This is a genomic window from Bacteroides sp. AM16-13, assembly GCF_003602705.1.
GTDB classification, from domain to species: Bacteria; Bacteroidota; Bacteroidia; order Bacteroidales; family Bacteroidaceae; genus Bacteroides; species Bacteroides xylanisolvens.
Window position 1 is genome coordinate 204,177 of record NZ_QTLK01000006.1, and the last position, 24,661, is coordinate 228,837.

General features: G+C 43.7%; 18 protein-coding genes. 8 read left to right on the forward strand and 10 right to left on the reverse strand.

Going from position 1 to position 24,661, the window contains the following annotated elements:
• Positions 1-65 precede the first annotated feature (65 nt).
• Genes DW173_RS06745 through DW173_RS06760 form a run of 4 tightly spaced genes read left to right on the forward strand, consistent with a single transcriptional unit; the run spans position 66 to position 7,823 of the window.
• A complete protein-coding gene (locus DW173_RS06745) occupies positions 66-1,820 on the forward strand; it encodes a rhomboid family intramembrane serine protease (RefSeq protein ID WP_120144099.1) in 1,755 nt (584 codons plus the stop codon).
• Between the two features lie 7 nt (positions 1,821-1,827).
• A complete protein-coding gene (locus tag DW173_RS06750; protein WP_004314240.1) occupies positions 1,828-2,247 on the forward strand; it encodes a hypothetical protein in 420 nt (139 codons plus the stop codon).
• Positions 2,248-2,284: 37 nt separating this feature from the next.
• Positions 2,285-7,345, forward strand: coding sequence for a DUF4132 domain-containing protein (locus tag DW173_RS06755; protein ID WP_120144100.1), 5,061 nt, complete (start codon positions 2,285-2,287; stop codon positions 7,343-7,345).
• Between the two features lie 7 nt (positions 7,346-7,352).
• Complete coding sequence (locus DW173_RS06760) at positions 7,353-7,823, forward strand: GAF domain-containing protein (protein ID WP_009039291.1); 471 nt, start codon at positions 7,353-7,355, stop codon at positions 7,821-7,823.
• A 112-nt stretch (positions 7,824-7,935) separates the two neighbouring features.
• On the opposite strand, the gene DW173_RS06765 is transcribed toward DW173_RS06760, so the two are convergent.
• The 6 genes from DW173_RS06765 to DW173_RS06795 all read right to left on the reverse strand — a co-directional run bounded on the left by DW173_RS06765 (position 7,936) and on the right by DW173_RS06795 (position 13,794).
• On the reverse strand, positions 7,936-8,250 hold the full coding sequence (locus DW173_RS06765; RefSeq protein ID WP_008025905.1) for a chaperone modulator CbpM: 315 nt from the start codon (positions 8,248-8,250) through the stop codon (positions 7,936-7,938).
• 14 nt (positions 8,251-8,264) lie between these two features.
• The gene (locus tag DW173_RS06770; protein ID WP_007748510.1) at positions 8,265-9,230 is read right to left on the reverse strand and encodes a DnaJ C-terminal domain-containing protein; all 966 of its coding nucleotides are present in this window, start codon (positions 9,228-9,230) and stop codon (positions 8,265-8,267) included.
• 181 nt (positions 9,231-9,411) lie between these two features.
• The gene (locus DW173_RS06775) at positions 9,412-11,115 is read right to left on the reverse strand and encodes a phosphoethanolamine transferase (protein ID WP_120144102.1); all 1,704 of its coding nucleotides are present in this window, start codon (positions 11,113-11,115) and stop codon (positions 9,412-9,414) included.
• Positions 11,102-12,301 carry a BamA/TamA family outer membrane protein gene (locus tag DW173_RS06780; RefSeq protein WP_199722822.1) on the reverse strand — a complete coding sequence of 400 codons (1,200 nt, stop codon included), beginning with the start codon at positions 12,299-12,301 and terminating at the stop codon, positions 11,102-11,104. Before DW173_RS06780 ends, DW173_RS06775 begins: the two co-directional genes overlap by 14 nt.
• A gap of 89 nt (positions 12,302-12,390) precedes the next feature.
• Entirely contained in the window at positions 12,391-13,404 is a 1,014-nt protein-coding gene (locus DW173_RS06785; RefSeq protein ID WP_118407329.1) for a threonine aldolase family protein, read from the reverse strand.
• 171 nt (positions 13,405-13,575) lie between these two features.
• The gene (locus DW173_RS06795) at positions 13,576-13,794 is read right to left on the reverse strand and encodes a winged helix-turn-helix domain-containing protein (RefSeq protein WP_120067363.1); all 219 of its coding nucleotides are present in this window, start codon (positions 13,792-13,794) and stop codon (positions 13,576-13,578) included.
• Positions 13,795-14,030: 236 nt separating this feature from the next.
• On the opposite strand from DW173_RS06795, the gene DW173_RS06800 reads away from it, so the two are divergent.
• The 4 genes from DW173_RS06800 (at position 14,031) to DW173_RS06815 (ending at position 18,285) form a co-directional block, all read left to right on the forward strand.
• A complete protein-coding gene (locus DW173_RS06800; RefSeq protein ID WP_032842260.1) occupies positions 14,031-15,770 on the forward strand; it encodes a thiamine pyrophosphate-dependent enzyme in 1,740 nt (579 codons plus the stop codon).
• 155 nt (positions 15,771-15,925) lie between these two features.
• Positions 15,926-16,843, forward strand: coding sequence for a DUF2157 domain-containing protein (locus DW173_RS06805; RefSeq protein WP_120144112.1), 918 nt, complete (start codon positions 15,926-15,928; stop codon positions 16,841-16,843).
• Positions 16,827-17,801 (forward strand): DUF4401 domain-containing protein, encoded by a 975-nt coding sequence (locus DW173_RS06810; protein WP_120144114.1) that lies wholly within the window; start codon positions 16,827-16,829, stop codon positions 17,799-17,801. Before DW173_RS06805 ends, DW173_RS06810 begins: the two co-directional genes overlap by 17 nt.
• On the forward strand, positions 17,788-18,285 hold the full coding sequence (locus DW173_RS06815; protein WP_120144116.1) for a GDYXXLXY domain-containing protein: 498 nt from the start codon (positions 17,788-17,790) through the stop codon (positions 18,283-18,285). Before DW173_RS06810 ends, DW173_RS06815 begins: the two co-directional genes overlap by 14 nt.
• Before the next feature lie 279 nt (positions 18,286-18,564).
• On the opposite strand, the gene DW173_RS06820 is transcribed toward DW173_RS06815, so the two are convergent.
• The 4 genes from DW173_RS06820 to DW173_RS06835 form a co-directional block, all read right to left on the reverse strand.
• The gene (locus DW173_RS06820; RefSeq protein WP_147402050.1) at positions 18,565-21,099 is read right to left on the reverse strand and encodes a hypothetical protein; all 2,535 of its coding nucleotides are present in this window, start codon (positions 21,097-21,099) and stop codon (positions 18,565-18,567) included.
• A 375-nt stretch (positions 21,100-21,474) separates the two neighbouring features.
• Positions 21,475-22,413: a tyrosine-type recombinase/integrase gene (locus tag DW173_RS06825; protein WP_120144120.1), complete on the reverse strand. Its 939-nt coding sequence runs from the start codon at positions 22,411-22,413 to the stop codon at positions 21,475-21,477.
• 161 nt (positions 22,414-22,574) lie between these two features.
• Positions 22,575-24,212: a chaperonin GroEL gene (gene groL / locus DW173_RS06830; RefSeq protein WP_120144122.1), complete on the reverse strand. Its 1,638-nt coding sequence runs from the start codon at positions 24,210-24,212 to the stop codon at positions 22,575-22,577.
• 43 nt (positions 24,213-24,255) lie between these two features.
• Entirely contained in the window at positions 24,256-24,528 is a 273-nt protein-coding gene (locus tag DW173_RS06835) for a co-chaperone GroES (protein ID WP_004314007.1), read from the reverse strand.
• Positions 24,529-24,661: the final 133 nt, after the last annotated feature.

Here is a 24,661-nt window from a genome sequence, read left to right on the forward strand (position 1 = left end):
TATTCTATACATTTGTCAGTGAGATAAGTAATTTTTAATCGACGACTCTATATAAGAATAGAAATATGGCACTCAAACCTTCATATAACGACAAACTGCATTTACCGGGTTTATCAAAAACAGAAATCCTCATACTGGCTCTCGAAGCTTCGCAAAAGCTGGAGTGGAATATCGAGGAAGTGACTCCGGAAGGAGCACGATTCGAAGTCCCGTTCAATATGTATTCTCATGGAGAGGAAATAACCTTCACCATAGAACCGGGAAGCGACGGAGAAGTAGCTGTGCGCAGCCAATCCTCTTCCGTACAATTTGTAGACTATGGAAAGAACAGAAAAAATATACAAAAGCTACGCGAGACGATGGAAGAAATAAAAACATCCCTTACCCCGGAAGAGCTAACCCAAAAGGCAAAAGATTTCGAGGAAGAGTGTAACCGTCCGCTCACAGAAGAAGAGAAAGCCTATCTGGAGGAAGAAAAGAAGAGGAACTCTTTCTGGTCGTTCTTTATTCCCCGCAAAGGTTTTATAGCAACGCCTATCCTGATAGACCTCAACATCCTTGTATTTATTGTGATGATTGCATCCGGAGTGGGAATCATGTCTCCTTCCACCTTATCACTGCTGAAATGGGGAGCCGACTTCGGACCGCTGACCCTTACAGGCGACTGGTGGCGTGCAGTGACCTGCAACTTCATACACATCGGTGCTTTTCATCTACTAATGAATATGTACGCTTTCATGTACGTAGGACTTCTACTGGAAGGACTGATAGGAAGCCGTCGGATGTTCATGTCTTATTTACTGACCGGATTATGCTCGGCGGTATTCAGTCTTTATATGCACGGAGAGACAATCAGTGCCGGAGCCTCCGGAGCCATCTTCGGACTCTACGGTATATTCCTCGCCTTCCTGTTCTTCCATCGCATCGCAAAGGAACAACGGAAAACGTTATTGACCAGTATCCTTATTTTTGTCGGTTACAATCTGGTTTATGGCATGAAAGCCGGGATTGATAACGCCGCACATATTGGCGGATTATTAAGCGGTTTCCTACTGGGAATCATCTATGTATGCAGCTATAAATTTGAAAAAGCCGATGCACAACGCACCGTTTCAATCCTTGGGGAGCTTGGTATCTTTTGTATTTTCCTGTTCAGCTTCTTGATGCTTTGCAAGAACGTTCCCCCTCTTTATCAGGACATACGCGGCGAATGGGAAAGCGGTATTGTAGAAGCCTATCTGAATGGTGAACTGGAAGAAGAAAACGAAAACGGTAACCAATCAGGCAGGGAAACTGCCAACAGTTCTTCTACCAGTCAATATCCACCATACGTTCCGGTAGGCAATAACGATACATGGCTTTCTTATTACGATGCAGAAACAAATTTCAGTTGCCAGTATCCTACCAACTGGAGGAAAATAACAGGAGCGAAAGGATTGACTCCCAGCGCAGAACCTCCGTTGCTTAGGCTCGTCAACGGCGCCAACCAACTGACGGTTACCGCTCTGACCTACGATACACAAAAAGAGTTTGAACATATAAAGAAGCTATCGCTCACTCTCCCGCGAAATGCACAAGGAGAACCAGCGGAAGACTATAAACAGAGCAATGTCAACATCAACGGGCTATCCATGACAAGAACTACAAACCCTCTGCACATCGGAGCTCCTGATGAACCGGGAGAAGACATACAACAAATTGTATTACACTATTTCCAAGAAAGCAAGAAGCGAACTTTTACCATTGTTATGCTTGTCTATGATGAAGAAGCCGAAACCGATCTAAATGCTATTACATCAAGTATTCAGATCACCCAATAAAGAGAATATGAGAGTATATGTCCAAGTCAAACAGTTAGGAAAGCGAAAGTGCAATATCGAAAAGATTCCTGTCGATTTTCCTGTTCCGCCTGTCGATGTACAGGGGTTGATTGAAGCCATCGTCAGTTGGCAAGTCTGTGAATATAATGAACGCTTGCAACAAAGCGAAGTACTGAAATACCTCACACAGGAAGAAGTGGAAAATAAAGCAACTTCCGGCAAGGTTGGTTTTGCAGTAAACTATAACGGCAAACCTGCCGCAGAAGTAGAAGCAATCACCAATGCCCTGCAATCTTACGAGGACGGAATTTTCCGTATCTTCATTGACGATACGGAAACTGAAGACTTATCCTCTCCCACCGGACTCAAAGAAGAATCTACCATCACCTTCATCCGATTGGCTATGCTGTCGGGAAGACTTTGGTAATCATTTTCTTATAAACACACTTAAAACGAAAATAATCATGAGACTCATTTATAATGACGCATTAAACAAACGGATTGCTCCGTACCTGGAAAGGTTAACGAAAAAGAGAACCAGTTTAGACAAAGAGACAATGACACTGTTGGATGTATTTATGCAATACTTCAACATGGATACCCGGTATGGCACATACAGCGATAAACTAGAGCCTTGCATCATACATATTATTCAGGAAGAGAAGATAAAAAGTGTTGCCAATCTTTTCGACGGAAAGTTGAACAAAGTGCTCCGTTATCTATTGGGAGACGAATATGCCAACCTGTTCCACACCTATCTGAAGCTCAAAGCACGGTGTCCGTACACTCATGGATATTCGCGCCGGTCACAGCGGTCGGCGAATCCCCTTCTGCATTTCAGTCACATCATAGATGCGCTGACGGAATTTCTAAAACTACGTGCCACCGGATTCAGCGAACAAGCCATACTGAACGGAGGAAACACTCCGGAAGAAATAGAAACATACAAGGATGCGATGAACTGTCAAAACTGGATGGCCGCCCAAATAGCAGAAGGCAACCAAACTGTCATTGAATACCTCAACAACGTATTGACCAGCGAGAATAATGCCAACCGCCTCAACCAGGGACATCTCCAGGCTATCGCCGTGAGCGGTTACCGCCCGTTGCTGGAACTGGAAGGGAAGTTACTGCTGGCAGCCAAACTGCAGGAAGGTCTCCGTCAGGCTATCGTGGAAACGATGGACGAAGGATGCCCCGAAAGTTATCTCCATCTGTTCTCGGTGATCTGCAACAACGGCCTACAACGATTTGCCTCCGTGAAACGCGGCATTGCAGTCTGTACGGGTATCGGAGAACAAGACAGCAGCGAGCGTATCACCAACAAATATGTGGAACTGATCCGCCGTTTTCTGAACGACCGGGAACAAGCACGCAAAGCCCTTCAAAGCAAAGATACGGTCGAACTTTATCTGGCTCTATGGAGTATCGGATTCTATAATACGGAAGAAATCCAGGCACTTGTTCCGGGAATAATTAAAGACGGTGCCAAATATCAGGTGCAGACCTTACTTTACTTTTTACGCTGTACGCAATACTCCGGCATGAACCACCGTATCAGTAAAGATGCTTTTGAAAAATGGTATAACGAACCGTCGGTAGTGGCGGCTATCCTGCCACTGTATCTGTCCGGACTCTATCTTAGCCGGTACGGAGGACATAAGGACGCCCCGTCGCTCCATGATTATTTTGATAGCAAAGAAGAAGCGATCCGCCATTATGACTATCTGAAGAACGTCTATCAGTCCATCTCTGCTAAAGAGATTTATTCTCCATACGTATTCCCATGGGAAAGTGCAGAGCTCACCCGTTCGGAAATCATTCTCAAGATGGCGTATATCACCTGGATGACCAACGATTCTGCATTGAAAGACGATCTTTGCACCTGTCTGCCCTCTTTGGATACCTATATGCGGGCAGGCTATATCGGCGTCGTATTAAATCCCCCGACCAGCCATTTACAGGAAGAATATGTGCTGCAATCACTGGGCGACCGTTCGCAGGACGTTCGTGACGAAGCCTACAAAGTATTGTCCGAGATGACTTTGTCGCCCAAACAGAATCAGAAAGTAGAAGAGTTGCTGCGCTTCAAATATAGTGAGATGCGTATCAACGCCATCAATCTATTGATGAAACAGCCGAAAGAACAATTGTCCGGCAGTATCCGCCGCTTACTAACAGACAAGGTGGCCGAACGCCGCCTGGCCGGATTGGATATGATGAAGACTATTCACAACGTAGAATTTCTGCAAGATACCTATCAGGAACTAATCCCTACCGTCAAAGAAATTCAGAAACCGAACGCGAAAGAAAAAGTGTTAATAGAATCTCTGATTGGAGACGGAACGGAAAAGAACACCGCACAGCACTATACCAAAGATAACGGCTTCGGTCTGTACGACCCGGCTCTTGAAGTCAATCTGCCGGAGATTACCCAAGATAAAGGATTCAACGTGAAAAAAGCATTCGAATTCATTTGTTTCGGAAGGGCTAAACTCGTATTTAAAAAACTAAGCAAATACATCGAAATCTATAAGAATGAAGAGTTCAAGAATGGGTACGGAGAAGCACGCCTGGTAGGCAACAGTGTCCTGATAAACTGGAGCAACTACGGAGGATTGAGCGGACTCGGTTTCCCGGAGCTGTGGAAGGCCTTCTACGAAGAAGAAATAGGAAGCTATGACAAATTACTGATGATGAGTTTCATGCTTGCATCGACAGGCGCACCTAAAGACGATGACGACTACGATGAAGAGGATGAAGAAGACATCAAGGCAGACCAGAAATCAAGCAACACTTTCGAGCCACTTGTCAACCGGATGTATGCCGGCATCACTTACCGCGGATTGCAGAAGGAACTCCGCAAGATGCCGTACTACGAACAGATGAGTGATATTATCGAAGCATTGTCATACGAGTATAAAGACGAAGCAGTCTACCAACGATTGGCTGTCAATATGCTGCTCCAACTGTTGCCTTTGCTGAATACTAAAAACATTTTCCGCCAGTACACCAACAAGCATGCATGGCTTCGGGACAAACTGGAATATGGAGAAAAAGAGATCGTTTATCCGATACACAACAACAAGTTCGTGAATTTCTGGCTTGAAATGCCTCAAAAGCCCATGAGTGATGATCTGTTTATCCGCTACTTCACGGTGCGCTATCAACTTTACAAGCTCACCAACTACATGGAGCACACCCCCGAACTGGAAGAAACAGACTCTTACCTTCATGCCACGGACTTCGCCCGTGCATGGATGCTCGGAATCATCCCGACAGAAGAAGTATACCGCGAAATGATGGGACGCATCAGTTCGCCCGCCCAGATCAAGGCAATCACCACGGTATTGAACGACAACGTTCGTTTCAATAAGGAAAAAGAAAGATACGCCGACATCAAAAACGTCGATTTCTCTCTCTTCCGTTCTCTTGCACAGAAGATAGTAGACCGGATTCTTGAAATCGAACTGAAACGGGGAGACTCCGAGACACAAGTTACCAGCCTTGCGGAAGAACTAAGTTATATTTATGGAGCGGACACATTTATCCACATTCTGCAAGCGTTCGGCAAAGATACGTTCATACGCGACAGCTACAACTGGGGCAGCACCAAACGAGGTGTATTGAGCAGCTTGCTCCATGCTTGCCATCCCCTGCCGACAGATACCAGCGAAAATCTGAAGAAACTGGCGAAGCAAGCCGAAATCAGTGACGAACGACTGGTAGAAGCCGCCATGTTCGCTCCGCAATGGATTGAACTGACCGAAAAGGCAATAGGCTGGAAAGGACTGACAAGTGCCGCCTATTATTTCCACGCCCATACCAATGAAACATGTGACGACAAGAAAAAAGCAATCATCGCCCGTTACACTCCTATCGACGTGGAAGACTTGCGGGAAGGTGCTTTTGATATCGACTGGTTCAGGGATGCATTTAAGACAATTGGCAAACGACGCTTCGAAGTGGTCTACAATGCCGCCAAATATATCTCATGCAGCAATAGCCATACCCGTGCCCGCAAGTTTGCCGATGCCACCAACGGCGCAGTGAAGGCGGCAGATGTAAAGAAAGAAATAGTTGCCAAACGCAACAAAGACTTATTGATGAGCTACGGCCTCATCCCATTGGGACGGAAACCGGACAAAGAACTGCTGGATCGTTATCAATACCTGCAAAAGTTCCTAAAAGAGAGTAAGGAGTTCGGTGCTCAAAGGCAGGAAAGCGAAAAGAAAGCGGTAAACATCGCCCTGCAAAATCTGGCGCGTAACTCCGGCTACGGAGACGTTACCCGTCTGACCTGGAGCATGGAAACGGAACTAATCAAAGAACTTCTCCCCTACCTGTCTCCCAAAGAGATAGACGGCGTAGAAGTGTACGTGCAAATCAACGAGGAAGGCAAATCGGAGATTAAACAAATCAAAGACGGCAAAGAGCTCAACAGTATGCCTGCCAAACTGAAAAAGCATCCGTATATAGAAGAACTGAAAGCGGTACACAAAAAGCTGAAAGACCAGTATACCCGCTCCCGCGTGATGCTGGAACAGGCGATGGAAGACTGTACTCGTTTTGAAGAAAGCGAATTGCGCAAGTTGATGCAGAACCCTGTCATCTGGCCATTGTTGAGACATCTTGTCTTTATCTGTAACGGACAGACGGGCTTCTACACCGACGGATTGCTGGTGACTGTGAATGCCGTTTGCCTACCGTTAAAACCGAAAGACGAGTTACGCATCGCCCATCCCACAGACTTGTACGCAAGCGGTGACTGGCACGCTTATCAGAAATTCCTGTTCGACAAAGCAATCCGCCAACCTTTCAAACAGGTGTTCCGTGAACTCTACGTTCCGACTCCGGAAGAAGTGGAAGCCACTCAATCCCGCCGTTATGCCGGCAATCAGATTCAACCGCAGAAAACGGTTGCCGTACTGAAAGGCCGTCGCTGGGTAGCCGACTACGAAGACGGTTTGCAAAAGATCTATTACAAAGAGAACATCATCGCCACCATCTATGCGATGGCAGACTGGTTCTCTCCTGCCGACATCGAAGCTCCGACGTTAGAATATGTCTGCTTCCACAACCGCAAGGACTACAAGCTGATGAAAATCTCGGAGATTCCTCCTGTCATCTTCTCGGAAGTGATGAGAGACGTAGACTTGGCAGTAAGTGTAGCCCATGCCGGAAGCGTCGATCCGGAAACCAGCCACTCTACCATCGAGATGCGCAGCGTGCTGGTGGAACTGACAATGCCGTTGTTCCATTTCAAGAACGTGACGATAAAAGGAAGTTTCGCTCACATCGAAGGCAAACTGGGTAAGTACAATATCCATCTGGGCAGCGGCGTGATCCATCAGGAAGGCGGCGCGCAAATTGCCGTTCTTCCGGTACATTCGCAAAATCGCGGACGCCTGTTCCTGCCTTTTGTAGATGAAGATCCGAAGACAGCCGAGATCTTGACTAAGATTATCTTCTTTGCAGAAGACGATAAGATAAAAGACCCGAGCATCCTGAACCAAATCAAATAGAAAAGAGATGGCAGAGAATTTAATCATCGGCACAGGAAATAAGGAAGATAAATACCGGGAGTTACTTCCGCAACTACACGCTCTGGTAAGTACGGAAACGGATCTCATAGCTAACCTTGCCAACGTTGCAGCAGCGCTCAAACAGACTTTCGGTTTCTTTTGGGTAGGCTTTTACCTTGTGAAAGAGGATGAACTCGTACTGGGTCCGTTTCAGGGTCCCATTGCCTGCACCCGCATCCGCCTCGGCAAAGGAGTTTGCGGCACAGCTTGGAAAGAGGCCCGGACACTGATTGTTCCTGACGTAGAACAGTTTCCCGGACACATTGCTTGTAGTTCGGACTCGAAATCGGAAATAGTAGTACCGATCCTCCAACAGAGTGAAGTCATTGGAGTGCTGGATATTGACAGTGATGAACTAGATAGTTTCGACACCATCGACGCACGCTATCTGGAAGAGATTTGTACGTATATTGGATAAGTTGACAACCATGCAAACGTCCTGAAAAAACAGAGGCTCTGATTGAGTGAATCAGAGCCTCTGTTTACTATAAATAGAGCCTCTGTTCGGATCAAACAGAGGCTCTATTTTTTTACCAGTCCATATCTTCTATTTCCCGTTCCCGGTACAGCAGAAGTTGTTTGCGAAGCGAACTCATTTCGCGTCTCATATCTTCCATCTTTTCCAGTAAATGATGAATGGCATCGATCCCTTCCATATTGATGGATAAGTCGTAGTACATTCTGCTGTAACGCTCCACGTTCGGGAGTTCCGACAAAAGCAGATAATGTTCGCCGCCTTCGGTATGTACGTTAATCAAACCGCCCTCTTCCAACAAGTCGATGAATGAAGGCTCAATATGACATTTGTGACAGTATTCACTGACAATAATTAATTCGGTCTGCATAGTGCTCATTCATTTTAGTTCATACTCTGTAATTGACGGAACAACTCTTTCTGTTTGTCGGTCAAGTTTGTAGGAATCTTGACGGAATAGGTCACAATCAAGTCACCGAATTGTCCTTCCTTCTTATAAACCGGGAATCCTTTACCTTTCAGTCGGACTTTCGTACCGTTCTGCGTTTCCGGTTTTATCTTCAGTTTCACTTTACCGTCCAGCGTGTCGATTACTTTCTCACCTCCCAATACAGCAGAGTAAAGGTCTACTTCCACATCTACGTACAGGTCGTCGCCCAGGCGTTTGAACACCGGGTCTTCGGCTATCACGAACGTAATGTACAAGTCGCCCGCAGGTCCTCCGTTGACACCTTCGGCTCCGTAGCCCTTCAGTTTGATTACCTGTCCGTCGGCTACACCGGCAGGGATGGTGATACGCACTTGTTTACCATTGACGGTCAATATCTGCTTATGCGTTTGAGCAGCATCACGAAGGGAAAGATGAAGTTCGGCATTAAAGTCCTGTCCGCGGAATCCCGCAGAGCCTTGTCCTCTTCCTCCCCGATGTCCGAACATGGATTCGAAGAAATCTGAAAATCCACTGGCATTGCCACCGGAAAATCCCTCTCCATCGGAACTATACCAATAACTTCCGTTACCGTCGGAGAAACCTTGACCTGCACCACCGAATCCGCCGAAACCTCCCGCACCGCCATAGCCTCCGGCTTGTTGCTGTGCACGTTTCTGCGCTTCGAATTCATCGGCATGTTTCCAATGTTCTCCGTACTCGTCATACTTTTTACGTTTCTCTGGGTCACTTAGTACTTCATTGGCTTCATTGATTTCCTGAAACTTATCCTTTGCACTCGGGTCATTAGGATTCAAGTCAGGATGATACTTTCGGGCCAACTTACGAAAAGCCTTTTTGATATCATTCTGCGAAGCACTTTTGTCTACTCCAAGAATCTTGTAATAATCTATATAGGCCATGTTTTATGAATTTAATCGTTCATACATCATACGGCAAATAACACGCCAATCCCGCTTTTGGATGCAAAAATTAACAAGGATTAATTAAGTATTAGGTATTAAGTATCAAGTATTAACCGAAGCTGCTTAGAAATTGAGCCGCATGGCTAATATTGGATACTAAATACCTAATACGTGACACTTAATACTTGATATTCCTCTTTTCCAGCATCTGGAAGTCTTGCTTCTTCATACCCAAATCATCCAGCGGACGGGGTTCGTTGTGATCGTTCAGATAAACTCTCGGTTTTAGGACGTAGTGCGAAACCGTTACAGATTGCGAATCATCCCGGTAAGGAGTTTCTATTCCGGCCAAAGACAACATGGTCGGGAAGAAAGAGCTGCTGGAAGAAATATTCTTATCCTTATTATCCACAGCATTTTTCCAATGTTCGGGATAGGTTTCACGGTAGTTGTCGGACATCCAGATGAGGAACGGCACGTGAAGTTGATAATAAGAAGGTACGGGAGAAGCGTGGAGGAACAGATGGCGGGAATCGTCGAAAATATCCTCACCATGATCGGAAGTGTAGAGCATGGCGGCATCTATCTGCTGTTTTTCCAGCATGTGGATAAGGCGTGACAAGAAACCGTCCGTGTAACGGATGGAGTTGTCATAGGCATTGACCAGGTTATCCCGGTATTTTCTTTCTGCTTCCATCGGATAATCGGGCGTAAAGAAAGCACTTTCCGACGGGTAACGTTCGCGGTAATTAAAGTGAGAACCGTAGGTGTGGAGCACGATAAATTGTTTCGTCGCACCTTTAGCCAGTTCCTGCTCCACCAATTTCAGAAGTTCGTCGTCAGAAGGATTATAGGAGGAACTGACAGAATCTTCTTTTATAAAATCGTACGTATCGGCTTCCATTCCGAAGAAGTCGATAAACGAATGGTTGTAACGTTGGTTGGAGAAAAAGGCTGTCCGGAAACCTGCCTCTTTAAAGGCAGTGATGATTCCTTTCTGATGATAGATAGAGTCGTAGTTGCAGGCGGTAGCGTCCGACATCAACATGGGGACACTTTTATGTGTCGTATTCGACTCTGTCAGTACTTTCGGGAAAGCAATCAGACCCGGTTGCCGGGATAAGAGCGGGTTTGTTTCACGTTCGTAACCATACAGTTGCCAGTTCAGGGCACGGGAGGTTTCTCCTACGACCATTACATATACTTCCCGTTTCTCTTTCGGATGCGTAGGCAGGGCATGGAAAGTAAAGTCCTTCGAAGTATGGTGATAATTCTGCGTCAAGGCGGTTCGTTGGAAGGCTAGACCTACGTTATAGCATACGTTCAGCGGATATAAATCGGACTTCAACTCATATCCCGGGTCCTGCAGATATGCTCCGACAAGGCTAAGGAGGGAGATTCCAAAGACTATGGAGGCTCTCTTCCGTTCTCTGCGGATAAATTCTGCCGTGAGTTTCCGCTTGCGTACAATTGAAATGGTCCCTAATATCAGGGCAGGTACGTAGAGTATGATGACAGCAATAATGGCAGGTGTGAGATTATCAAGCAATTCGAGGGCTTCACTCGAATTGGTAGTCACCAAGTTCAGAAACATATCGACAGCGATAATGGACTGGCCGAACAAATAAAGCAATACAATCTGAAAGGCTCCGAAAAACAGGAACAGGAATAAAATCCAAAGCATCTTGCCACAGTTTCTCGACAAAGTCATCAACAGATAATAGCAGCCGAAAGGCAAAAGCACATTACACACCTTTGCCATCAACGATAAAGGCTCTGTCAAACAGAGCACAAGGTTGGGTACTATCAAGATGAAGAGGAACAGATAAAACAGATGTTCCTGATTCTCCAACCAATTCTTTATATTCTTAAAAAGCTTCATTGATATTAAAAATAAATCCGGTCTGGTGTTTGCCAAACCCTAAATCCAAACGTACATTTACTCTCTTCTTAAACTCCCAACGATAACCGAAACCATAATTAGGCAGAATATGCTTCGGAGTAAACTCGGAGAGTCGTGGAAAAATCGTTCCCGCTCCTGCCCATACTGCTATTCCATTCCGTTTCCAGACGTGTTGCCGGAGTTCTATTTGCGCATCCATTGCTCCTTTGTCCCGATAGCGTCCTTCGTAATATCCGCGCATGGAGTAAGAGCTTCCCAGCGTTGCCATCAATCCCCACGGGGTATCGCCATAGGTGAGCAATGTGTGGAATTGTCCTGCCAGCACTCCGCCTTTCCATACGGGCTGATAATAGCTGGTAGTCAGTTCTGTGCTGCTAAACGCATATTTATTGCCGAGAAAAGCCGGGCTGAATCGCAGGTCTATCCGCAAGTAGTAGCCGTGAAATGCATTTGTCAGGAAATCACGTGAATCGTAAAGGAGGGAAAGCCCCAAGCTGGTATTGGTGGTCCGGGCCGCCATTCCTTCCCATAGTTCCGGTTTATCAAAGTTCCGTCCGTCGATATAATCGAATATAGCCATCGGGCCGATGTAGAAGTTCTTTGCCAGCCGGAACATAAAATCAACTTTCACCTGTGCTTGAAAACGTTTATAGTCGCTTTTATTATCAGAGTTGGCTCCATTGTCATATCCCCGTCCCCAATACAGGCTGGGGAAAGAATAGAAATAGAGATTGTAATTCAAGCGGTATTTGTCTTGCGGAAACAGATGGTTCCCACGGACTCCCAACAGGTAGAAGCCGACCGTCGACACATCTCCGTAAAGAGAGACATTGGAGGGAGGAAGAAGCGAATCGTTCCGATCGGTGCGATATAGTCCGGCTGCCACCAGTCCGAGTCCGAACTTGGTGTCACTGGAGTAGTGAGGACCACCTATCACACTGAAATCAAACTTTTTATTCTTTTTTTCCTTATTGGCGTCATTGAAGTAATCAAGAAACTTTTTAAAGAAGCTGCGCTTTGCCGGAATGGAATCTTCCATGGTTGCAGATATAGAATCCTCCGGCAGTTCAATTTTAGTAGAATGCAGCTGTGCGCCCAACGGGGTTTGTGTCAACAACAAAAGCGCGAATATGATTAGCCTGTTCTGTCTAGTATTCATAATCATAAGAAGTAGAAAACTTTGCGGACAAAGTTAGTTTCAAACTTCTTATTACAACAGAGTTTCAGAGGCTTTTGTTGTCCTGAATTTCCTTTTTAACGTTTCAAAAGTCCTATAAACTCGTCAACATCTTCTTCTGTCGTATCAAAAGAAGTTACCAAACGGATTTCATCCTTCTCTTCGTTCCAGAAATAAAAGAAATAAGACTCCAGCATCCGGTCGATAACCGGGCGGGGCAGGATGAGGAATAGTTGGTTGCTCTCGGCTTTTTGAGTAAAAGTGACTTCGGGCAGTTTCTCTAATTCCGCACGAAGTTTGGCAGCCATCGCATTGGCGTGGCTGGCATTCTTCAGCCAAAGGTCGTCAGTGAGGTATGCCGTAAACTGGCAAGAGAGGTAACGCATCTTCGAAGCGAGCTGGGCGGATTGCTTACGGATGAAACGGGCTTCCGGTTGCAGGTCTTTATTAAATACAATCACGCACTCTCCCATCATCAGTCCGTTCTTCGTTCCGCCGAAACTAAGAATATCGACTCCACAATCCACCGTCAGTTCTTTAAGGGAAAGATTCAGGGCGGCACAGGCATTGGCTATTCTGGCTCCGTCCATGTGTACATACATACCATTCAGATGGGCAAAGTCAGTCAGGCGTTTCAACTCTTCGGGAGTGTAGATGGTGCCAAGTTCCGTACATTGGGAGATGTAGAGAGCTCTAGGTTGCGAATGGTGTTGGTCGCCGAAACCGTGCAGGTAAGGTTGCATCAATTCCGGGGTAAGTTTACCGTCAGGAGTAGCAATCGGGCGAATCTGACAACCTGTCATTTTCACAGGAGAGCCACACTCATCGACATAGATATGAGCAGTTTCCGCACAAAAGATAGAATGATACGGGCGGGTCATCAGTTGCAATGCTACCACATTGCTGCCTGTTCCGTTGAATACAAACAAAGGGACACAGTTCGGGGTGAAGGTTTCTTTAATCTTCGCTACGGCTTCTTCCGTCCATTTGTCATCGCCATATCCTAAAGAATGGTCTATATTGGCCCGGTTCAAGGCTTCCATTACCAACGGATGCACACCGGAATTATTGTCAGAGGCAAAACTTCTCATTGTTTCTTGCATTTTAATTCGTGATGCAAAGTAACAGAATTATTTCCGGAAATCAATTGAAAGGAAGATACATTAAAAGGAAAAAGGATAAAAAACGAGAATCTCCGAAGGGCTGACCGGGCTGTCATCCCTCCGGAGATTCTGCTGTTTTCGTTAAAGTGCCAAATTCTTTTAGCCAATATAAACATTCACACAGAGATATACATAGAGTTCTTCATCACACTGATCGAACTCAATCTTGTTCTCTCTTGACAACCACCCTAAAGCGGCACCCAGCTCTTTATCTTTCAACCCGGATTTTCTCTTCAGAAGTCCGTAGCTCCACTTCTCGTTATTGCTAAGCAGTTGCCAAACCTTACCGGCATTTATACCGATTTCATTTCTATTCATTTTTCTAGAGTAATTAAGAGGTTTAATACATTAGGTTAAGATTTCGCCTATAAAGATAACAAAAGGATATTGCATTTGTTTATACGTCTTTACTAAAAAGTTGTTACAGAATTATTTTTAACATAAAAGCGGTGATGTGTCCCGACACAAAGGCGTTATTAGCATATGTTAAATTAGAACTTTTCCTTGCAGACATCTGTTATTACATAAAAATCAATCCTAAACCAATTACAGCTATGGCAAAAAAAATAGCAGAACAACTGATAGATACTTTGGTTAAATCCGGAGTTGAACGTATTTACGCCGTAACAGGCGACAGTCTGAATGAGGTAAACGAAGCAGTCAGAAAAAACGATCAAATAAAATGGATACATGTGCGCCATGAAGAGACAGGAGCGTATGCCGCTGCTGCAGAAGCACAACTGACCGGCCGTCCGGGATGCTGCGCGGGAAGTAGCGGACCGGGACACGTTCATCTTATCAACGGTTTGTATGACGCGCACCGTTCCGGGGCACCGGTAATCGCCATCGCTTCTACGATTCCTACCGGAGAATTCGGCACGGAATATTTTCAGGAGACGAATACAATCAAACTTTTTAACGATTGCAGTTATTATAATGAAGTAGCCACTACTCCCAAGCAATTTCCACGTATGCTCCAATCGGCCATACAAACGGCTGTCACCCGTAAAGGGGTGTCCGTCATCGGGCTGCCGGGAGACTTGGCAAAAGCTTCTGCCGTTGCTGTCGACTCGTCGGTCCGGAACTATCCTGCCCCACCGGAAGTTTGCCCGTCGGAAGAAGATTTGGCTCAATTAGCCGACTTGCTAAACAAACATACACGTATCACTCTTTTCTGCGGCATCGGTTGCCGGGGAGCTCACGAGGAAGTAATCGCGCTTTCCGAGAAGCTGAATGCTCCGGTGGTATATACTTTCAAAGGAAAGATGGAGGTGCAATATGAGAATCCGTATGAAGTGGGTATGACGGGATTGTTGGGAATGCCTTCGGGATATTACAGTATGCACGAAGCTGAAGTGCTTCTCATGCTCGGCACTGACTTTCCATATTCTGCTTTCCTGCCGGATGATATCAAGATAGCCCAGATTGACATAAAGCCCGAACGTCTGGGACGTCGCGCAAAGGTGGATATCGGACTTTGTGGAGACGTCAAACTTAGCATCCAGTCTTTATTGCGTATGCTGAATCCGAAAACGGATGATTCTTTCTTACTGAAACAACTCAAAAGATACGAGGGAGTAAAGAAGGACTTGGCCGCTTACACAGAAGATAAAGGGGGCGTAAATAAGATTCATCCCGAATATGTGATGTCTGAAATAGACAAACTAAGTTCGGACGATGCTGTGTTTACGGTAGATACGGGAATGACTTGTGTATGGGGAGCACGTTATCTGCAAGCAACGGGCAAACGCCACATGCTGGGTTCTTTCAATCATGGTTCGATGGCAAATGCGTTGCCGCAAGCTATCGGTGCCGCGTTGGCTTATCCGGATCGTCAGGTGGTTGCGCTTTGCGGAGATGGCGGATTATCGATGACTTTAGGAGACTTGGAAACCGTTGTACAATATAAGTTGCCGATTAAAATCATCGTATTCAACAACCGTTCATTGGGAATGGTGAAGTTGGAAATGGAAGTAGACGGATTGCCGGACTGGCAAACGAATATGTTGAATCCTGACTTCGCCCAAGTGGCCGAAGCAATGGGAATGACCGGGTTTAATGTCAGCGATCCGGAAGAAGTGTTGACTACTTTATTGAATGCATTCGAGTTGGATGGTCCGGTACTTGTTAATATCATGACCGATCCGAACGCACTAGCCATGCCTCCTAAAATTGAATTCGGGCAAATGGTGGGCTTTGCGCAGTCAATGTATAAGTTGTTAATCAACGGCCGTTCACAAGAAGTGATTGATACGATCAATTCTAACTTTAAACATATACGGGAGGTATTTTAAGTTATTCTATTTTTAATATTTTCATTACCTCTCTCAAAGTATGACTTGCTATTATTGTCTATTGCAATAAGGTAAGTCATACCTTTTTATAGTCTATCTTGAGGTGATAATCATTTTATTTTCTTATGTTTGTAATCATCAAAAAGTAAAAACACATGGAAAAGACCGACTCTTCGCCTTTATCCCGACAAGCACTGTACGCTGATAAAAAACAATGGAATCAATTTCTTTCTGTTTTTTTATTGGCAGTGGGCGTTGGTTTTACAGTGGCAGGCATTATCTTCTTTTTTGCCTACAACTGGGATGAATTACCTAAATTTGCAAAGTTAGGAATAGTAGAGGTGTTATTAATAGCTTCTGTCCTGCTCGCTACATTCACCCGTTGGAATAAGCTCGTCAAACAGATTCTCCTGACTGGAGCTACGTTCCTGATAGGTACGCTTTTCGCCGTCTTCGGACAAATCTACCAAACGGGAGCCGATGCTTACGATCTTTTCCTGGGGTGGACTCTTTTCACCATTCTCTGGGCGGTTGCTATCCGTTTCGCTCCGTTATGGCTGACGTTCATCGGATTACTTTGCACTACGATATGGTTGTACAATATACAGATAGCTAATACCAACTCTTGGGAAATGACTTTGTTGGCCAATGCAGTAACCTGGATATGCGCCTTGGCAACGATCATCACGGAATGGATGAGCACAAAAGGTCATTTAGACAGAAACAATCGTTGGTTTGTCAGTCTTCTTTCACTGGCTACCATTATACACACCAGTTTTCTGTTAATGATGGCAATCTGCGAAGAGAACGCTATATTGTCTGTTCCCCTCATAAGCACCGTCCTTCTATTCTCTGCGGGACTTTGGTATGGATGGAAAGTAAAAAGCCTGTTCTATCTGGCTATCATTCCGTTTGCCGCATTAATGATTCTATTGACTACATTCATATCACAAAGCGATCTTAGGGATGTTCAAATATTCTTCTACGGAGGAGTTATTGTCATCACCGGAACAACTTTGCTCATTTACATCATTCTTCATCTAAAAAAGCAATGGTATGGCACAGAAGCATAACCTCACTATTCAAGTCGTATCCATTATCGGAGGAATCCTGACGGCTATTTTCTTTTTGGGATTTCTGGCATTTGCCAGAATCCTCCGCTCCGATATTTCTTGCCTGATTGCCGGAAGTATATTAATTCTCACTACGCTAACAATCAGCCGCATGGTAGTCCGGTCTTTTCTGGATGCAATGAACATCACTTTATACATAGCCGGATGTGTATTGATTGGCTTCGGTATAAATGCCAGCATTAATCTCCTCTTCATTACACTTATGGGAATCAGTATTCTCACATTCTTATTATCAAGAGGATTTATTCTCCCCTTTCTTTCAGTCATTCTGTTTAATATATCTTTCTTCGGAGAAGCTGCCCATGTCTTTTCTTCATTTTATCCCTTGCAAATAGCCGTAGTCCCTATCCTTGGAGTGTTTCTATTTATCAACATCTTTGAAAACAAGTTGTTTGAGTGTATAGGAACAGAGAATTACCTTTCCAAATACAAATCATTTCATTTCGGATTATTCGTATCCGGTATCGTCTCACTGGGAGGATTATCAATCAATTACATGATATCAGAAACAAATAGTTGGCTTGTGTCCTGCATACTGTCTGTTTGTATATGGATCGGAATTCCTATCATGGTTCAACGAATCATGCAGGTCATGAAAGTAGATCATCCGGTGAATCAGGTTGGTATCTACATTCTTTGTATTGTTATCTGTCTGCCCACCGTGTTTGCTCCTTATTTATCCGGTAGCTTGTTACTGATTTTAATATGTTTCCATTATGGTTACAAAGCGGAGTGTGCTGCCTCGCTCCTTCTCTTTATCTATGCTGTTTCCAAATACTATTATGATTTGAATTTGAGCCTGCTTACCAAATCCATAACGCTTTTCTTCATCGGAATTGCATGTATTACAGCCTGGTATTTCTTCACTCAAAAAAGAACAAGACATGAAAAAGTATAGCCGAATATTGATTATCGTAAACCTGATACTGCTATTGGGGTATTTCAACTGGTCGGTTTATCAGAAAGAGCAAACCTTGAAAGACGGACAGTTGGTTTTGTTGCAGCTAGCCCCCGTCGATCCCCGCTCTCTTATGCAAGGAGACTATATGAGACTTAACTACAAGGAAGCCTCATCAGATCTGCCAGATAAGCAAACCGACACACGCGGTTATGCCATACTCCGAACTGACAGTAATCAGGTAGGAGAAATTGTACGATTACAAAACACGTTGGAACCTGTAAACGACAATGAGCTAGTCATCAAATATAAAATAATAAATAGACGCCTCTTCCTCGGCGCCGAATCTTTCTTCTTTGAAGAAGGACAGGATACTCTTTATCAAAAAGCTGTATATGGCGGACTGAAAGTAGATGATAAAGGACAAAGTTTACTCGTGGGATTGTATGATGAGGACTTTCATCTTATTCAATCCGATAAATAAAGACTAATAAGAAAACCCGGACTTTCGCAAGCCCGGGTTTTCTATATTCTCAAAACGTCTCCTTAATCTATAGGGAAATAAGGGACTAGCAAATTGGTTTCTAGTGCAAATAAGGAGACGTTATGAAATAAAGAAAAGGGATACCTGTGGGAAATAAGGGAGGTATCCCTTTCTATAAGAAGAACAGAATTGGAAGGATTGACTTTCACAAGCCAAATCCTTCACTCTGTTTCTTCTCGGCGTATTCTTCACACAAGGTGAAGAAGGGTTTGATTTTTATTACTCAAACTTATTGACTACAACTGTTACAGTTGCTGCATGAGTTACACCCCATTCATCAGTTGCAGTCAAGGTCAGTTTGCAAGTTTGAGCTGTTACAATCTGTGCAGAAGTTTTCTTCTTCACAGTCAGTGTGCTCTGACCATCCCAACTTGCCAATGTTGACATATCCAAATAGTCTTGAGCATTCTTGTCACCAGTCCAAACTAAAGTTACTTTAGCATCTTTCAATGCAAGATCCCTACCATTAGCTACGTCTGCGATCTTAAATTCTTTGGCTTCAATAGTAGTTCCACTTTCATTCTTGATTTCCTTGCTTGCACCACTATATTTCAAAGTTCCTAATCCAGAAACAACAGTCAGACTGATTTCATCTGTAATATTTTCCAATCTACTATTATTAAACGGACTATAAATAGCTTTGATAGTACGAGCAACGCCTACACCACCTTTGGCAGGAGCTTTTGCAACTACGATATCACCAGTAGTTTTACTTCCACCATTTGCAAACCAGCTAGTAAAGCCTTCTGGAAGAGGCGTCTCTTCATCAAACTTGATATAAGATGCTGCATCACTCTTAGTTTCAGCAGAATACAAACCATATAAGTTATAAGTAACTTTCTGATTTACACCAGTTCCGCTTATAACACCGGTTGCAGTTCCCTTATTACCGTCAAAGTAGCCAGCCAGACGTCTTCCGTCCCATTTAAATCCTTCGAACGGATTAACTACAATCTCAAAGTTAAGAACTTTTGCAACTTCGTTGCCCAGTGCAGAAGAACCATTGGCATTGTTTACATTGACAGAAACAGTATGTGTAGTAGCACAAACCGATTCAGGTTTAAAGGTTGCACGAATCACCCAATCTTTAGTTGTAGCTCCTGATACACCAGCATTTTTATCAACCAAAGCAAGTGTAATACTCTGTGAATCATAGGTCACATCAGCTCCATTCACCTTCACAACATCGTTCTTAAAGCCGATAGTCGGATTTGCGTCCAATGAATATCCTGTCTGATTGAAAAGTGCTTTCACTTCGTCAGTAAGAGCAATGTCAGCAGTATTACTAGGAGCAGCATTTACAGTCCATTTCATTGTACCTAAAACTACAGGATCAGCATAATACTTAAATGTGATCTTCAATGTAGGAGCAGCTGCTTCTTTAACCACTTCACCATTTGTTTTCAGATATTCTACTTTAATAGTAGCTGTTCCTGCACTCTTAGCAGTAATGGTTGATCCTGACAAAGTAATGTTTTCAGCTTTCAATTCGCCTGGATCACTAGTCAAGGCTAAAGAATATTTGCAATCAACAACTTTATCAGTACCCGGCATCAATGCGTTCAAGTCACAAGCTGTATTGATAATTGCTTCTGCAGTAGCATTACTCAAAGTTGGAGCTGACTGATCCACATTAATTGTCACATCATATTTAGAAATAATTTCATTTCCAAAAGGATCACGGGTAGTAAGAGCATAAGAACCTTTTGCAGGAATATTTGCCAAATCAAAGTTATCAGCATCCTTATTGAAAGTGACATTCATATCATAAACACCTTTATTAGCTGTTTTATCACCAGCAGCACGAGATAAAGGTTTTTCAGTCATATTTTCCTGAATACTTCCTTTTAGAATTTGGAAGAACTGATTATCTTTAGAGTCTGTCAAACCTATATTATAAAGTTGCACATTTACATCTGCCGGATTAATCAAAGCCTGTATTTTAGATGAGCCAGAAGCGACAAGAACTTCATTCTCTGCATACTTATGACCGTTAAAATCAACCTTAGCAGTTGTTTTTCCGCAGAATAATGTAATCGTACTTCCAAGTGTCAGTTTTGCATTAGCATCTACACTAACAGCATCCATGCTAACAATAGAACCTGCTTTAGGAAGTGTTACAGAAGATTCAGCATAAGTACCGTCAGACTTCAATTCACGTACATGAAGTTCCCAAATCAATGGATTGCCAGCAACTTCAGTAATATAGATTGTTGCATTAGCTACTATATCTGTAGATTCCCATGCTCCAGTCTCTGTGTTATAAACTTCCCAGCATCCGGTGGTAGCACTGATACGAGGAGATTTCCCGTTTACTCCATCCTTACCATTTTCTCCGTCTTTGCCATCGTCTCCCTTATCACCTTTAGGACCAACAGCAGATTGACCAGAATCTATTCCATCAAAGAACCAATTGTTATTAGCACCAATAGTAACTTTAGTACCGTTCTTTCCATCAGTTCCATTAGTTCCATCAACGCCATCTTTTCCATTAGTTCCATTGGTACCGTTAACGATAGAATAAGATTTTCCATCATCAAATGTGATCTTGAAACCTCCAGCAACATCTTCAACGGATTTAACCCATTTGCCTTCATTCACAAACTTCTGCAGATCGGCAATGCTGGCTTTGTTTGCGTCAATCTGTGTTTGCAGATTGTCGATGTCATCATCATAGTCTTTACAGCCTACATAGGTGACAGTAGAAAGTGCCAACGCCCCGAAGAACATCACTTTTACAAATTTTCTTTTCATAACTACTTAAAAATTACATTAATAATATATTATTAAACACTAAGTTTCAATAATAGCATGCCCGTTACTTTGTAGGTAACGGAAGAACCTTTGTGCCTGCTCTTCGGGAGTAGTCAATACTGAAAAATGATACGATATACTACGAAACATTTTTACCCCTGCTTTTGGAAACAAGTAGCGGGGAGGGGAAATCTTGTGCAAAATTTAGACGTTAACAAAGCCCTAATACAAAGAATCCGCGTGTTTTATCTATCCTATTCCTATTTTGAACGGTTTATTAGAAAAAATGTGTGATTTCGTTTGGTTGTTTTAAGAAATATGCTCATATTTGCACCGGTATTTATTCCCGTTACCTACAAAGTAACAGGCTATTTATCAAGCGATTAATCCACTAATAGTACGCTTCACAAAATCAACGACCTGTCTATTAGCTTCATCTATTTTCTTATTCCTGAAAGGCTTCAGATACGTTTCGGTTACAGTGATGGAAGAATGTCCCATTGCTTCGGAAATAATACCCGGATGAATCTCACAATAATAAGCTGTCGTAGCCCAGGTATGGCGGGCGGTATAAGAGCTCAATCTATCACCCAATCCCAATAATTCGCCCAGCAACATCAATTGACGATTGAATGTGCGCAATGCCAACTGATATTCACGATAAGCCTCCGGAGTCCCTTCACGACTCTTTAACAAAGAAAACAGATAAGGAGAAGAACTGTCACGGTTCATATATCTCTTTACCAGAATCATCGCTTCTGCAGTTAGAGTCACCGACAAGGTGCGGCCTGTCTTACGTCTGCGATATGTAATCACATTGTCACGTAAATCACTTTTACGCAAATAGGCGAGATCGACAAAAGGTAAACCGCGCAATAAAAACATAAGGATAAATAATTCCTGTGCCTTGCGTAATGACGGAGAACCGACAAAAGCCTGTGATAACCTGGCAAATACTTTCTTTATATCCTCCTCACCTAACGCACGTTTATGATCGGCACGAGTACCTGTATAAACAGAACGAAACAAGTGAGGCACATAAGGTGCCTTACGAAGATCGACGGCACGGTTATAAACTGCACGAAAAGTGCGCAAATAAGTGGAGACAGTATTCCAGCTACAACCACGACTACGAAGATGCACTTCGAACCCTTTTAACCACTCCGGACTCACCTCATGGAAGGTGAAATCCTCTTTCCCACAATAAGCAATGATGGCATTGAGACTGCTACGGTATACATGGGCAGTACCAAAGTTTCCCTCCATCTGTAGCCCACGGGCTACTTGCTTCATAAATGTTACTACTTTCAACATCTCTCGATTTATTAATAAATTAGACAATAAATATAAGGGTATTCCAACAATCGAACAAATTGAAGGCAGAGATGTTGCAGGAATGCAAAAAAAGAACCACCTCCCCTTATCAGGGAAAGTGGTTCTTATCTTCTTTATATATTCTTAAGCGAAAGCTGGAATTACATCATTCCGCCCATGCCTCCCATTCCGGGAGCGCCCATCGGCATTTCAGGTTTATCTTCCTTCTTTTCTACAATTACACATTCAGTAGTCAGGAACATACCAGCGATAGAAGCTGCATTTTCCAAAGCTACACGAGCAACCTTAGCAGGGTCTACTACACCGGCAGCATGCAAGTTTTCGTAAATGTCCAGACGAGCGTTGTAACCAAAGTCAGCCTTGCCTTCACGTACTTTCTGAACAACTACCGCACCTTCTTTACCAGCGTTAGCAACGATCTGACGAAGTGGCTCTTCGATGGCACGTTTGATGATTTCAACACCGGTTGTTTCGTCAGCATTGTCACCCTTCATATCTTCGATAACGTCGATTGCACGGATGTAAGCTACGCCACCACCCGGGATGATACCTTCTTCGATTGCAGCACGAGTTGCACGCAAAGCATCGTCCACACGGTCTTTCTTTTCTTTCATTTCCACTTCTGAAGCAGCACCTACATAGAGAACAGCTACACCACCTGACAATTTAGCCAGACGTTCCTGCAATTTCTCGCGGTCATAGTCAGACTTAGTTGCCACGATTTGTGCTTTGATCTGTTCGCAACGTTCCTTGATGCTGTCTTTGTTACCTGCACCGTTTACAACAGTTGTATAGTCTTTAGTAACTGTAACTTTGTCAGCAGTACCCAACATTTCGATGGTAGCCTGTTCCAGTTTCAAACCTTTTTCTTCGCTGATAACAACACCACCTGTCAGGATAGCGATATCTTCCAACATTTCTTTACGACGATCGCCGAAGCCCGGAGCCTTCACAGCACAGATCTTCAATTGAGAACGCAGACGGTTTACTACCAATGTAGTCAACGCTTCGCTATCTACATCTTCTGCAATTACCAACAGAGGACGACCAGTCTGTACAGCAGGTTCGAGGATAGGCAAGAAATCTTTCAGGTTAGAAATCTTCTTGTCATAGATCAGGATGTAAGGTTTCTCCATCTCACATTCCATCTTTTCCGTATTTGTCACGAAGTAAGCAGACAAATAACCACGGTCGAACTGCATACCTTCTACTACACCGATAGTAGTGTCTGTTCCTTTTGCTTCTTCGATAGTAATCACACCGTCTTTAGAAACTTTACGCATAGCGTCAGCAATCAATTTACCGATTACCGGATCATTGTTTGCAGATACAGTGGCAACCTGTTCAATCTTGTCATAGTTGTCACCTACAGTTTCAGCCTGATCCTTGATTGATTCTACCACTTTGGCAACGGCCTTGTCGATACCACGTTTGATATCCATCGGGCTAGCACCGGCAGTTACGTTCTTCAAACCTTCAGCTACGATAGCTTGTGCAAGAACGGTTGCAGTAGTTGTACCGTCACCGGCATCGTCACCTGTCTTAGAAGCAACTTCTTTTACCAACTGTGCACCAGTGTTCTGGTAAGCATCTGCCAATTCGATTTCTTTTGCTACTGTCACACCGTCTTTTGTGATGTGCGGAGCACCGAATTTCTTCTCAATGATAACGTTACGTCCTTTCGGGCCCAGAGTTACTTTTACTGCATTTGCCAAAGCATCGACACCTTTTTTCAATTGGTCACGGGCATCGATATTGAATAATATTTCTTTTGCCATCTCTTTATTTACTATTTAAAGATTTACTATTTACTATTATTAATTAACCCAAAACAGCGAGAACATCGCTCTGACGCATGATAAGATATTTAGTACCTTCAACGTCAAGTTCTGTTCCGGCATATTTACCATAAAGAACTGTATCGCCTACTTTCAATACCATCTCTTCATCTTTCGTACCGTGACCTACTGCCACAACTTCACCCTTCAAAGGTTTTTCTTTTGCTGTATCAGGAATAATGATACCACCAATTGTTTTTTCTTCTGCAGGTGCAGGGAGGATAAGCACTCTGTCTGCTAATGGTTTAATGTTCATAGTTACTTGTTATATTTTAGTTATACATTTAATTGTAGATGTTATCCACCGTCTTTCAGGCGGAACGCTAAAGTCATTGCGAAAAGCGTGCCAAAGTAAATAAATGATTCTTTGTCAGAAATAGACTGACAAA